This window comes from Psychroflexus montanilacus, from assembly GCF_020164535.1.
GTDB lineage: Bacteria > Bacteroidota > Bacteroidia > Flavobacteriales > Flavobacteriaceae > Psychroflexus > Psychroflexus montanilacus.
Genome location: NZ_JAIQZC010000005.1, coordinates 70,637 through 83,653 on the forward strand (window position 1 = coordinate 70,637; position 13,017 = coordinate 83,653).

Sequence of the window (13,017 nt, forward strand, 5' to 3'; positions counted from 1 at the left end):
TGTTGAATGATGATCTGTGAACCGGACTAGTCAACACTAATAACGTTTCTATACCAGGAAAAGAATGGAACTCTCCAACCTGCAACTTTGATTTTGTTGTTTTTGTCTAGTTCGATTTCGTTTTGTACATCAGCGCTATCAAATTTGAAAAACAGCCAGCTGTCTGTATTTTCAAATACCTCATCTTCACCGTAGACTAGGAATTTACTTTTTATTTCATCTCCTTTCCCTGTGGTAATTCTTTCTTTATCACTTATTGTGGTTTCAATAGTTTCGTAGCTTAAATAATATGCTACTGGATAACCAAATATGAGGACTAAAACAATGATGATGATTATTTTTTTCATTTGCTGAAATGTAAATATGATGATGAAATTAAATAAGGTTAAATGCAATAAAGAAACTGATTACTGAGATGATAATTCCTGCCATGAACGTGGTATAGGTTAATCTCAAAAGCCTATATTTTCTTTCAAGAACTTTTCCCAGTAAATACAAGTCTTTTACCAATGCCTCATAAACATAGTCTTTGTCTTTCATGATTTCTTTGACGCCCCACAGGTAATCATCAAAACTCATCTTATGGAAATTCCCAAAAAATAAAATATTAACGTCTCTGTTTTCTACTTGTTTTTTGGTGAACTCACCTGAGGTGACGTTAGGCCTGGTAGATAATATCGAAAGAATGATAGCAGCTACACTAAAACAAATTAAAATGAGAGTGGGAATCATCAAATGGGCATTACTAGGATTGTCTAATTTCGGAATAATGTTAGCCAAAGCCAAAGAGATTATGATCGCATTGACAGACAATAAAATATTCGCTTTGGTATCAGCAATATCACTTAGTTTGATATGATTTCTTAGCGTTACACGAAATAGTGTTTGAATACTTCTTTCAGGATTATCATTTTTATACTGAGCTTTATACCTGGCTTTTAATTTTTCTTTTTCTTTTTTTCTCTTCTTTTTTTCTTTTCCCTCAATCAGTTTAATAAGGTTTTCCTGTTTGAGAGCGCTCCAGTTTTTTATCGCATAAGTAGTATAGTATTGATGTTGTATGGAAAGCATTTTGATGTTCAAATCAAGCCACTCATCAGCGGTGTATTTTTGCCCTCTCAGATTCAATTCCTGCCTTAAAAGTTCGCTTACTTCTTTGAAATTATCTTTTGCAAAGTGAGAACAATCTGCATCTTTGATAATTTTTTCAACTTCAGACTGAGGCTGAGCTCCCATTTGAGTCGCATCTATAGTTTTTTCAACTAAAGCGATAGTATCATCAGACAGGTTTTGCTCTTTCAAAAATGCTCTTGCAATGCGTTTGCTTTCTTCTTCATGATAGCTTTCAGAAACAGTATATCCTGTGTCATGCAACCAAGCTGCAAGCATTAAAATGTTTAAATCTTCTTTATTTAGATTTTGTTCTTCAGCAATAAATTTAGCACTCTCAACAACCCTTTGGGTATGATTGAAATTATGGTACACATATTTATTAGATAACTTATCTTTGAACAATTGCAATACGAAAGTTTCAGTTGTTGAAATAAGTTCTGTCATTTTTCTTAAATTTTGACGACTAGTTTTTAAAATAATTTCTATGAAAGTAAAACTACCCTGGATCGCATTTAGCTTTCTTATAATATCCTGCGCAACTTACGAAGTTAAATATAAAAACCCAGACAAGTTTCAATCAACATCATATCCCGAGACAAAAAAAATAGCTCAGCGTTTTTATCTGATAGGCGATACAGGTTACGAAAATTTAGAAGATGCGCCTCCTGGTATTTTGGCCTTTAAGGCTTTTGCAGAACCCCTGCATACTAAAAATGATAAAGTTATCATTTTGGGAGACAACATTTATCCTGCAGGTCTCCCGAGCAAAGGTAAAGACAATAGGATGCAGGCTGAACGTATCATAGATCAACAAACGAGTAATTTGAGCTTTTTTGAGGGGGATGTTCATTTTATCCCAGGCAATCATGATTGGTATTCTGAAGGAATCCAGTCTTTAGAAAATCAAAAGAAACGGATCAAACAAGTCTTAGAAGATCAGGACAAACCCTGGTTGCCAAAGCCGGGATGTGGTATGCATTTCGTAGATATTTCAGAAGATGTTCATCTTATCATTCTCGATTCTCAGTGGATTTTAGCCAATTGGGATAAAAATCCATTGATCAATAGGAATTGTGACGAGATTAAAACCCTCGATCAATTCTATGAAGAATTTGAGACCGAGTTGAAAAAAAATCAGAACAAGACTACCCTTGTGGCATTGCATCATCCACTTTATACCAATGGTGTTCATGGAGGTACTTATGAATTTTCCAAGCACTTGTTTCCATCAAAAAAAAAAATACCTTTACCAGGCTTGGCATCTTTAGCCAATCTAATTCGGGTATCGGGAGGAGTTTCTGTTCAGGATACTCAAAATAAGCAATACCAATCCATGGTAGATAGAATTACAGCTATCTCCAGCAGATGGAATAGAGTTGTTTTTGCCTCTGGTCATGAACATAGCTTACAATACATAGAACACGATTTAATTAAGCAGATCGTATCTGGTTCTGGGTCCAAAAAATCATATGTTAAACTGGGAAGCGATGGAGAGTTTGCCTATCCAGGTTATGGTTTTGCTATCTTGGATGTGTTTGAAGACGGGTCCTCCTGGGTTCAATTTTATTCTGCAGACGAAGACGATCCCAAACTTATTTTTCAACAAGAAGTTTATGAAGGTGAAGCCACCTTTGATCTCAAGCAGCTTCCTGAAGAATTTCCTGAAGAATATACCACCTCTATTTACGAGGAATTCAAATCTGAAAGAACAGGGTTTTATGAAAGCGTATGGGGAGAACATTACCGAGATTTATATACTCGTGAGATAACAGTACCAGTACTGAACATTGATACAACCTTCGGTGGATTAAAGCCCATGCGGATGGGTGGTGGTATGCAAACCAATTCACTTAGGTTGAATGATAAAGAAGGAAGGGAGTATAACATTAGACAAATTAAAAAGAATCCAGTAAGACTTCTTCAACAATTTGTTTATCCAGATAAAAACTTGAGTGGAGAATTTGATGATACTGTAGTAGAAGAAGCTCTTTTGGACTTTTTGACTGCAGCGCATCCTTTTGGTTTTATGGCAGTTCCAGACTTGTCTGAAGCTATTAGAGTTTACCATACCAATCCGCAATTGGTTTACATTCCTAAACAAAAAGGTTTAGGAAAATTCAATCAGGTACATGGAGATGAATTATATATGATAGAGGAACGTCCAGAAGATCACTGGATGGGTACAAAAGGAGTGTTTGGAAACCCAAATCATGACATTATAAGTACAGCTGGAATGATAGAGCGTTTGCGTAGAGATGAAAAATATAAACTCGATGAATCCAACTATGTAAGGGCAAGACTATTTGATATGCTTTTAGGAGATTGGGACAGGCATGAAGACCAGTGGCGTTGGTCTGAGTTTGAAGAAGAAAATGGAGATAGGATTTTCAAGCCAATTCCAAGAGATAGAGATCAAGTGTTTGCCAATTTTGATGGAGGTTTTTTTAAAGCTTTAAGAGCTATGAGTTCTATGCCTAAAAAATTTCAACCTTATGATGAAGATATTGAACACTTGAGGTGGTTTAATAATTCAGGATTAAGTCTGGATAGAATGATCATAAGGAATGCAACCAAAGACGATTGGTTAAGGGAAGCTGCTTATATTCAGCAGCAGTTGACAGATGAGGTAATAGAAAAGGCATTTTCAAGATTTCCTGAAGAAATAGATAAAGAAAGAACGGCAGACTTGATCTCGATTTTCAAAGCTAGACTTAGAAAACTGAATACCTACGCTGACCAGTACTTCAGTATTTTAAATGAAATCTCTGTTCTAATTGCTACAGATAAAGATGATTTTATTGATGTTGAGAGACAGGAAGACGGTAAAACGCGTGTAAAAATAATGCGCGATATAAAAGGGAGCAGAAAATATACTATTGTGGATAAAACCTTCGATCCAGACTTTACAGATGAAATCTGGATTTATGGATTGGATGATAAAGATACCTTCACCACATCTGGAGACTTTTCAACAAAAATTAAGGTAAGATTAATTGGTGGTCATGACGATGATACTTTTCGAATCCAGTCTGGAAAGAAAGTGAGGGTTTATGATCATAAATCCCTTGATAATTCAGTCGAGGAGAAGAACGGGGGAAGAGTAGTAAGAACTGACAACTATATCATCAATACATTTGATAAAGACAGAAGTGTGAATCACACCACTTCATTTTTTCCACGCTTTGGGTTCAATCCAGATGATGGCCTTTTGTTTGGTGCTCAGGCTACTTATGGTTATAATGGTTTTCAACTCAACCCATTTACTTACAGGCACAAAATTAAAGCTGGAATTTACACAGCTACAGGTGGATATGATGCTGGTTATGAAGGTGAATTTGCAAATATTTTAGGGTCTTATAATTTATTTACAGCTCTGGAGTATTCCAGCCCAAACTTTGCTAGAAACTTCTTTGGTTTTGGAAATGGAACTGAAAATGTAGATGAAGATTTTGGAAGAAATTTCAATAGAGTGAAAATAAGAAGGATTGAATTTGAATTAGGCCTTCGCAGAGCATCCAAATATGGAAGCATTTTTGAACATAAATTATCTTATCAAAATTATGAAGTAGAACGAACTCAAGGCCGTTTTATTGATTTAATAGGAGATGATCTAGAAAACGAAAATCCTACATTTTTCGACCAGAAAAACTTTGTCTCTTACCAGTCTTCTTATCAATATCAAAGTGTTGATGATGCATTAAACCCTTCTCGCGGGATGGATTTTAAAGTAGAGCTCGGGGCTACTATGAATACTGAAGACACCGACCAGCATTTTGTATTTCTTAATCCACACCTTGAATTTTACAATCCACTTACGAAAGACAAAAAATGGGCATTAAGAACAAAAGCTTCATCACAATTGATCTTTAATGACGATTATGAATTCTATCAGGGAGCCATTCTTGGGGCAAGAAATGGATTAAGAGGTTTTAGAAGAGATCGATTTATAGGACGTGAAAGCTTTGTAGGGAATGTAGATTTAAGGCACAGTTTTAATTCTATCAAAACCAATTTTATTCCTCTACAATTTGGAGTTTTTGGAGGATTTGATGTTGGTAGAGTTTGGGCTAATGTCCCAGAGTCTAGTCAATGGCAAAATGACTACGGAGTAGGGTTTTGGGTGAATGGAGCAGACTTATTTTCTGGAACATTCAACTTTTTCCACAGTGATGATGGGTTTTGGTTCTCCTTCGGTTTTGGAGCTCAATTCTAGACTATCTTTTTGATAACTCTCAAGTTATGAGAATATCGCCCTGTGTCTGTATTGAATATGCCTGAGTGGTCTATTCTATCTATTCGCACATGACCGTGGGCGTGAATGATGTAATTGTCTTTCATCATAATTCCTACGTGGATAATTCGCCCCTCATCGTTATCAAAAAAAGCAAGGTCTCCTGGTTCACTTTCTTCAATAAAAGATAGCGCCTGACCTTGCTTGGCTTGTTGAAATGCATCTCTATAAAGGCGTATTCCACTTATTTTATAAACCATTTGAGAAAATCCACTACAATCAATTCCAAAAGGAGATTTACCACCCCATAAGTATGGAGAGTTAAGATACAGCATAGCTGTATCAACCAATTCAGATTTGGAAAATCCTTCATTTGTTGCACCATCAAACTGATGATTCAGTTTTTTTGATGAGTGTATAGCCGAACCTATACAAACAGGCATTAAATGTCCAGTTGATGTTGTCATTAAACTCAATAAATCTGTAGAATACAGGTGCTTTTCTTTCGTTGCAATGAAAGTAGTCTCATCAATTTCAAAGGCTTGTTTTTTATCCAACCAGCCTTCATAGCCATCAAAAGCTATACGAATTTTTATCCATTTGGACTTAGTTTCAATAATTTCAAAATGATCACCATAAAGCAGTTGAGTAACCATTTCTGAAGCGTCGCTTGCTTCTGCTCTCACAGGAACAACACTTAAAGGACAAATTCCGTATAGCATCTTGATGAATTAAAAAATGATTAGCGTCCCAAAACCATTGCAGAAGCACCACCACCGCCATTACAAATGGCTGCAGCCCCAAGTTTGGCGTTGTTTTGTTTCATTATGTTTATAAGTGTGATCAATATTCTCACACCAGAACAGCCTAATGGATGACCAAGAGAAACCGCACCGCCATGTACGTTTACTTTACTACTATCCAATCCCAGCAGTTTTGTGTTAGCGATTCCAACTACAGAGAATGCTTCGTTGAACTCAAAGTATTCAATGTCTTCTTTGGTTACATTTGCTTTTTTAAGGGCTATGGGTAAAGCTTTAGCAGGAGCAGTTGTAAAACGTTCAGGTTCCTGAGCTGCATCTGCATAACTTTTGATTGTAGCCAGGACTTCAAGTCCTAGTTCTTCAGCTTTTTCCTTGCTCATTAAAACTACAGCACCGGCACCATCATTAATTGTTGAAGAATTGGCAGCTGTTGCTGTACCATCCTTGCTAAAGGCAGGTCTAAGTCCGGCAATTTTGTCCAACTTGATGTTTTTGTATTCTTCATCTTCCTTCATGATGACCGGCTCTCCTCTACGTTGTGGAATTTCCACGGGAACAACTTCATCGTCAAATTTTCCATTTTTCCAGGCTTCAGCACTTCTTTTATAAGATTCTTTTGCAAATTCATCCTGCTCTTCTCTTGAAATATGGTGTTCTGTAGCACAAAGATCAGCACAAACGCCCATAGCATTATTGTCATAGGCATCTACAAGTCCATCACGCTGCAAGCCGTCAACCATCTGAGTTGGACCGAATTTCTGTCCATTTCGTAAGTGAAGGTAGTGTGGAATCATGCTCATGTTTTCCATACCACCAGCAACAATGATTTCGGCATCACCAAGCGCAATAGCCTGAGCTGCTTGCATTACAGCCTTCATCCCGCTGGCACATACTTTATTTATGGTTGTACAAGGGACCGTATCTGGAATACCGGCTCCAATAGCCGCCTGTCTGGCTGGAGCCTGGCCGTTATTGGCTTGTACAACATTTCCCATAAGAACCTCATCGACAAGTTCTGCTTTTAAGTTGATTTTGGACAATGCACCTTTTATGGCAATTTCTCCCAGTTTTGTAGCTGGGATATTGGATAAGCTCCCAAGAAAACTCCCGATTGGTGTTCTTGCGGCGCTTACTATAACGATTTCTTTAGACATAAAAATTAAAATTTTATTTTCAGCGAATTTAAGAATTTAAACCCAATCGCGTTTCATTTAAGGAGACCTTAAATTATTTTTATGAGGTAATTCTTTGTCAAGTTTGCTGAATTTGGCAGCCTTGAAAGTATTAAATTTAGATAGAGTCTTAAGACTATATATTTTCATAAATTTGAGCAATCTTAAGTTATGAAGAATCTTCTTGACAATTTATATAGAAATCAATCCATCATCTTTAAGTTTTTCCTTTTAGCTTTAAGTGTATTTCTAATTGTTTACTTTTTCCCCACAGGGGGGCAATTCAAATTTGAAATCATCAAAGGCAAGCCCTGGCAATATGAGAACCTTTATGCACCCTTTGATTTTGCTATTTTAAAGTCTGATGAAGAAATAGCAGCAGAAAAGTCTAAAATTAAAAAAACACATATTCCTTATTATAATTTTGATGTCTCTACAGCAGAAAAGGTCAGGGAAAATTGGAAAGAAGATCTCGATTCTACGCAGGATTCACTAATCCAAGCTAATCCATCTGTTTCTGAATTTACTTCCAATACAATTGAAGACATTTATAACACCGGGATTCGAATTAAAGATGATGAGGAAAACAACTATACCATTGTATTTCTTATAAAGAACAAAGAAGTTGAGGAAGTCTTGTATAAAGATTTACTCACACAGGAAGACCTCAAACCCTTTTTGATTTCAAAAATTGAAGATAACAATCTCACCAGTTTAAGGAATCCGCTTTTAGAGATTTTCTTTGAAGTTTTAAAAGTAAATGTTGAGTACGATGAAGATTTAAATGAGAAACAGATTCAGTCAAAATTTGATCAAATCTCTTATACCAGGGGCAGAGTAACCAAAGGCAGTAAAATTATTGCTAAGGGTGAAATTATAGAAGGGGAGAAGTTAAGAAAACTAAAATCTCTCAAGCATGAATACGAATCTCAAAGCCTGGAGTCTTCGGCCTATGTAGTTGTGATTACTGGTTACACATGCCTTGTAGGTCTATCATTGTTGATGCTTCTTTTGTTTATAAGACAATATCGTCCAGACATATATGATAATAACAATAAAATCACCTTCATTTTTTTCAACATTCTATTTCTGGTATTTCTTACCCTTTTGGTTTTGAGGCTGGACACAGATTACATTTACGTAGTTCCACTTTGCATTCTGCCATTAACTTTAAAAGCCTTTTTTGATGCTCGTCTGGGTTTGTTTACTCATATGATTACAGTACTTATTTTGGGACTCATTGTGCCAGATAGTTACGAGTATATGTTTCTACAGGTCATAGCAGGGATTGTGACAATTTTGACGGTTTCAGAATTGTATAAACGGGCTAACCTCTTTATTTCTGTAGTTCAAATTACTTTGGTTTACATCTTTGCTTACTTTGCATTCAACATGATAAAAGAAGGAAGTATCTCAGAAATTAATTATAATAATTTCATTTACTTCTTACTAAGTGGTGTAGGCTTGCTATTTGTTCAGCCGTTGATATATGCTTATGAAAAGATTTTTGGATTGATTTCAGATTTATCTCTTTTGGAGCTTTCAGATACCAATTCAAAATTATTAAAAGAGCTGGCCAACGTTGCCCCAGGTACTTTTCACCATTCTTTGAATGTAGCTAATTTAGCAGAAGCCGCTGCCAACGAAATTGGTGCCAATTCACTGCTGATAAGAGTTGGAGCTTTATATCATGACATCGGTAAGATGAAAAATCCGATTTATTTTACTGAAAATCAAACGACTTCTGTTTCTCCTCACGATGAGCTTTCTCCAAGAGAAAGTGCAGAGGTGATTATTAATCACAGACTCGAAGGAATTGAAATCGCAAAACGAAGAAACCTTCCTGATAGAATTATTGATTTTATAAGAACGCACCACGGCACAACAACAGTCTATTATTTTTATACCAAGCAAAAAGAAGAGGATGAAGGCGAAGTAGATCCACAGGATTTTAAATATCCTGGACCAATTCCTTTCAGTAAAGAAACAGCGATTTTAATGATGTGTGATTCTGTTGAAGCTGCTAGTAAATCTCTAAAGGAGCCTAGTACACAATTAATTGATGACTTTGTCGAAAAAATTATCAATAAACAAATACAGGATGATCAGTTCATCAACGCCAATATTACCTTTAAAGAAATTCAGTCTATCAAAAAGATTTTGAAAGCCAAATTAAATAATATTTATCACCTCAGAATTGAATATCCAGATTAATATGAAGTCTATTGTAATAGCCATAGATGGCCATTCTTCCACAGGAAAAAGTACAGTTGCCAAGAAACTCGCTAAAGAACTGGAGTACAAATATGTGGATACAGGTGCGATGTACAGAGCTGTAACGCTTTTTGCCATCAGAAATAATTGGATTCGAAATGCGGAAGTTGATGAAAATCAACTCATTGAAAACTTATCTTCCGTTGAAATCAATTTTGAATATAATCCTGAAGCAGGTACCAATGATGTGATTCTAAATGGTGAAAATGTAGAGAAAGAGATTAGAGCGATGGAGGTTTCAGAACATGTGAGTTCTGTTGCTAAAATTGATGAGGTCAGAAAAAAACTGGTTGAAATCCAAAAGCAATTGGGGGACGAAAAAGGCATTGTCATGGATGGCAGAGACATCGGGAGTGTCGTGTTTCCTGATGCTGAACTCAAAATATTTATGACGGCTAGTGCAGACATCAGAGCTCAACGCCGCTTCAATGAACTCAAGGAAAAAGGCGAAGATATCACTTTTGAAGAGGTCTTAAAAAATGTCAAGCATAGAGATGATATCGATTCCAATAGAAAAAACTCACCGCTTATTCTATCTGATGATGCTATTAAAATTGATAATAGTGAGTTATCACAAGAGGAACAATTTGAGATTATTTTGAATTTAGCAAAGAAGCGAATCGCATCAGCTTAACCCATCTTCAAAACCAAATCAATTAACCGGTTACTATACCCTCTTTCGTTATCGTACCAGCCAATAAGTTTTATCAGGTTTCCACCAATCACCGAGGTCATTTCCGCATCAAATACGCAGGAATAGGGATTTCCAACAATATCAATACTCACTAGTGGCACTTCAGAATATTGAAGAATACCTTTTAAGTGCGTTTCAGAGGCTTTTTTGAATAGAGCGTTGACCTCTTCAATACTGGTAGAGGTTTTTACGTTGAGTGTCATATCCGTTAGAGAGCCATTGGGTACAGGAACTCTTATACCACAGCCGCCAATAACGTCGCTCAAGTCAGGGAATATTTTCGTCAATGCTTTTGCAGCACCAGTTGTTGTAGGAATAATCGATTGTGAAGCTGCTCGTGCTCGCCTTAAATCACGATGAGGCTTATCGTGCAAGCTCTGATCGGAGGTGTAGGAGTGAACTGTAGTGATGTAAGCCTGCTCCACTTCAAAGGCATCGTGAATTACCTTCAGCATTGGTGCTGCATTGTTTGTCGTGCAAGAAGCGTTTGAAATCATGAGATCATCTTCTTCCAACACCCAATCGTTGACACCCAAAACTATCATTTTCACGGAATCATCGCTTGGCGGAACACTCAAAATCATTTTTTTGGCGCCAGCTTCCAAATGTAGTTGTAATTCAGTTTTGGTCTTGAATTTACCGGTACATTCTACAAGTGTCTCCACACCAAATTTTTCCCAATTCAAATCTTGAAGTTTTGGAATATTGACTAGTGGAAACAATTTACCGTTCACTAAAATACCTTCATCGTTATAACTAACTTCAAAAGGAAATTGGCCATGAATACTATCGTATTTTAATAAATGCGATAATGTCCTTGCGTCTGCAAGATCATTAATGGCGACTACTTCAATTTGTGGATGCTCGTATAATAAACGAAAAAGGCTTCGACCGATGCGACCAAAGCCATTTATTCCTACTCTTATGGTGTTATTCATTCTTATTCAAGATGTTTGTGAGCCTTGTAAGAAGATCTTACCAGCGCAGAACTTTCCACGTGTCTAAAACCTAACTCTTTACCGATAGTTTTATATTTTTCGAACTGCTCCGGTGTAATAAATTCCTGAACTGGAAGGTGTTGCTTGCTGGGTTGCAAATATTGACCAATAGTGACCACATCCACATCCACGCTTCTAAGATCTTTTAAAGTTTGGATGACTTCTTCTTCTTTTTCACCAAGGCCTAACATGATACCAGATTTTGTTCTTCTGATGCCTTGTGCTTTTAAGTATCTCAAAACTTCTAAACTCCTATCATATTTCGCTTGTATTCTCACTTCTCTGGTCAAACGTCTTACTGTCTCCATATTATGAGATACTACTTCAGGTGAAACTTCAATAATTCTATCTATATTTCTTGTGTTACCTTGAAAATCAGGAATCAAAGTTTCAAGTGTCGTCGTTGGATTCATTCGCCGTATGGCATTTACGGTTTCTGCCCAGATGATAGACCCCATATCTTTTAAATCATCTCTATCTACAGATGTCACTACGGCATGCTTAACGCCCATAATTTTGATGGATCTTGCCACTTTTTCTGGCTCATCCCACTCAATGTCTTCAGGTCTTCCTGTTTTTACTCCGCAAAATCCGCAGGACCGCGTACATACATTACCCAAAATCATAAAGGTAGCTGTACCTTCTCCCCAGCATTCCCCCATGTTTGGACAGCTTCCAGAGGTACAAATGGTGTGCAAATCGTACTTATCTACAAGCTTTCTTAAGTTTCTATATTTCTTACCCGTAGGTAATTTTACACGCAACCATTTAGGTTTACCCGTTCTGGTGGTGGTTTTATTTTCGGTAGTTGTTTTTTCTTTTTCTAATACTGCAGTCTCCATATGTTGCAATTTTGTACAAATGTAAGAAATTATGAACAGCTAAACCTCAGTTTGACCACCTCTTGCTTTCAAATTAAGAAACTCTAAGACAAATTTAACCTAGGTTGATTTTTTCGATAAGCAAGCAGTTTCTTTCTTCGGAATTTGTCACCGTTTACTTAAATGTTTGGATCAATCTAGCTTTTATTTTTTTGAGTCAACCTCATGCTCTGGCTACTATGTAATAAATCATTAAAAAGTGACTGAAGCTACCTAGCATCACGAAAATATGCCAGATCACATGATTGAAGGCCATAGAAGTTTTGACATAAAAATAAATGCCAATAGTATAAAAGAGTCCTCCAAGTGCCAGCATCGATAATTCCAAAACTGTAAAGTTTTTCATTACGGACATGATGTCAAAAACAATAAGCCAGCCCATAAGTAAATAGAGTAGAAGAGAGATTTTTTCAAATTTACCCGTGAAGAAAAGCTTTAAAATGGTACCTACTAAAGCGATTCCCCATACTGCATAAAATAAAACCTCGCCATAACTATCTATTAGGACCGTGAGGACAACTGGACTATAAGTTCCGGCTATTAAAAAGTAAATACTAATATGATCGAGTACTCTGAGTTGCCTTTTTAAACGTTCATTGGTTACATAATGATAACTCGTAGAAGCTGCGTATAGTAAAATCAATGAAATGGCATAGAGTAGTAGACCAAGAGTGAGGTTTTCATCTTTCACATCTATATGCAAATACAATATACTTATCCCCAAAAAGGCAAGTAGCAATCCTATACCATGGGTTAGAGTATTCCAAAATTCTTCCTTTTTGGTTTGAATAATTGACATGCTGTTATATCAATAAAATTAACTGCAAATCTAATTTATTACCGTCTTTGAATAAAAAATCTCAATAGATATTTTCTATTGAGATTTCTTG

At 36.3% G+C, this 13,017-nt stretch carries 10 protein-coding genes; 3 read left to right on the forward strand and 7 right to left on the reverse strand.

What is annotated here, in order from left to right; genetic code table 11:
* Window positions 1-26: 26 nt before the first annotated feature.
* Together LB454_RS13120 and LB454_RS13125 are read right to left on the reverse strand one after the other, a co-directional pair.
* A complete protein-coding gene (locus LB454_RS13120; protein ID WP_224465137.1) occupies window positions 27-347 on the reverse strand; it encodes a DUF1523 family protein in 321 nt (106 codons plus the stop codon).
* Between the two features lie 28 nt (window positions 348-375).
* The gene (locus LB454_RS13125) at window positions 376-1,557 is read right to left on the reverse strand and encodes a Pycsar system effector family protein (protein WP_224465138.1); all 1,182 of its coding nucleotides are present in this window, start codon (window positions 1,555-1,557) and stop codon (window positions 376-378) included.
* Between the two features lie 40 nt (window positions 1,558-1,597).
* Between LB454_RS13125 and LB454_RS13130 the strand changes: the two genes are divergently transcribed.
* Entirely contained in the window at window positions 1,598-5,326 is a 3,729-nt protein-coding gene (locus LB454_RS13130) for a metallophosphoesterase (RefSeq protein ID WP_224465139.1), read from the forward strand.
* On the opposite strand, the gene LB454_RS13135 is transcribed toward LB454_RS13130, so the two are convergent.
* A complete protein-coding gene (locus LB454_RS13135) occupies window positions 5,323-6,066 on the reverse strand; it encodes a C40 family peptidase (protein ID WP_224465140.1) in 744 nt (247 codons plus the stop codon). The genes LB454_RS13130 and LB454_RS13135 overlap by 4 nt on opposite strands.
* Before the next feature lie 20 nt (window positions 6,067-6,086).
* Window positions 6,087-7,262: an acetyl-CoA C-acyltransferase gene (locus LB454_RS13140; RefSeq protein ID WP_224465141.1), complete on the reverse strand. Its 1,176-nt coding sequence runs from the start codon at window positions 7,260-7,262 to the stop codon at window positions 6,087-6,089.
* A gap of 189 nt (window positions 7,263-7,451) precedes the next feature.
* On the opposite strand from LB454_RS13140, the gene LB454_RS13145 reads away from it, so the two are divergent.
* Together LB454_RS13145 and cmk are read left to right on the forward strand one after the other, a co-directional pair.
* The gene (locus tag LB454_RS13145; protein ID WP_224465142.1) at window positions 7,452-9,494 is read left to right on the forward strand and encodes an HD family phosphohydrolase; all 2,043 of its coding nucleotides are present in this window, start codon (window positions 7,452-7,454) and stop codon (window positions 9,492-9,494) included.
* Between the two features lies 1 nt (window position 9,495).
* A complete protein-coding gene (gene cmk / locus LB454_RS13150) occupies window positions 9,496-10,188 on the forward strand; it encodes a (d)CMP kinase (RefSeq protein WP_224465143.1) in 693 nt (230 codons plus the stop codon).
* Here cmk and gap read toward each other — a convergent pair.
* From gap to trhA, 3 genes are all read right to left on the reverse strand, one after another.
* Entirely contained in the window at window positions 10,185-11,186 is a 1,002-nt protein-coding gene (gene gap / locus LB454_RS13155; RefSeq protein ID WP_224465144.1) for a type I glyceraldehyde-3-phosphate dehydrogenase, read from the reverse strand. The two genes, cmk and gap, sit on opposite strands and share 4 nt — an antisense overlap.
* Before the next feature lie 2 nt (window positions 11,187-11,188).
* Window positions 11,189-12,088 carry a lipoyl synthase gene (gene lipA / locus LB454_RS13160; RefSeq protein ID WP_224465145.1) on the reverse strand — a complete coding sequence of 300 codons (900 nt, stop codon included), beginning with the start codon at window positions 12,086-12,088 and terminating at the stop codon, window positions 11,189-11,191.
* Window positions 12,089-12,290: 202 nt separating this feature from the next.
* Window positions 12,291-12,926 carry a PAQR family membrane homeostasis protein TrhA gene (gene trhA, locus LB454_RS13165; protein WP_224465146.1) on the reverse strand — a complete coding sequence of 212 codons (636 nt, stop codon included), beginning with the start codon at window positions 12,924-12,926 and terminating at the stop codon, window positions 12,291-12,293.
* Window positions 12,927-13,017: the final 91 nt, after the last annotated feature.

Excerpts from the sequence above, each read along its gene's own strand:
- LB454_RS13120 (WP_224465137.1), bottom strand. The coding sequence starts at position 347 with ATGAAAAAAATAATCATCATCATTGTTTTAGTCCTCATATTTGGTTAT.
- LB454_RS13125 (WP_224465138.1), bottom strand. The coding sequence starts at position 1,557 with ATGACAGAACTTATTTCAACAACTGAAACTTTCGTATTGCAATTGTTC.
- LB454_RS13130 (WP_224465139.1), top strand. The coding sequence starts at position 1,598 with ATGAAAGTAAAACTACCCTGGATCGCATTTAGCTTTCTTATAATATCC.
- LB454_RS13135 (WP_224465140.1), bottom strand. The coding sequence starts at position 6,066 with ATGCTATACGGAATTTGTCCTTTAAGTGTTGTTCCTGTGAGAGCAGAA.
- LB454_RS13140 (WP_224465141.1), bottom strand. The coding sequence starts at position 7,262 with ATGTCTAAAGAAATCGTTATAGTAAGCGCCGCAAGAACACCAATCGGG.
- LB454_RS13145 (WP_224465142.1), top strand. The coding sequence starts at position 7,452 with ATGAAGAATCTTCTTGACAATTTATATAGAAATCAATCCATCATCTTT.
- cmk (WP_224465143.1), top strand. The coding sequence starts at position 9,496 with ATGAAGTCTATTGTAATAGCCATAGATGGCCATTCTTCCACAGGAAAA.
- gap (WP_224465144.1), bottom strand. The coding sequence starts at position 11,186 with ATGAATAACACCATAAGAGTAGGAATAAATGGCTTTGGTCGCATCGGT.
- lipA (WP_224465145.1), bottom strand. The coding sequence starts at position 12,088 with ATGGAGACTGCAGTATTAGAAAAAGAAAAAACAACTACCGAAAATAAA.
- trhA (WP_224465146.1), bottom strand. The coding sequence starts at position 12,926 with ATGTCAATTATTCAAACCAAAAAGGAAGAATTTTGGAATACTCTAACC.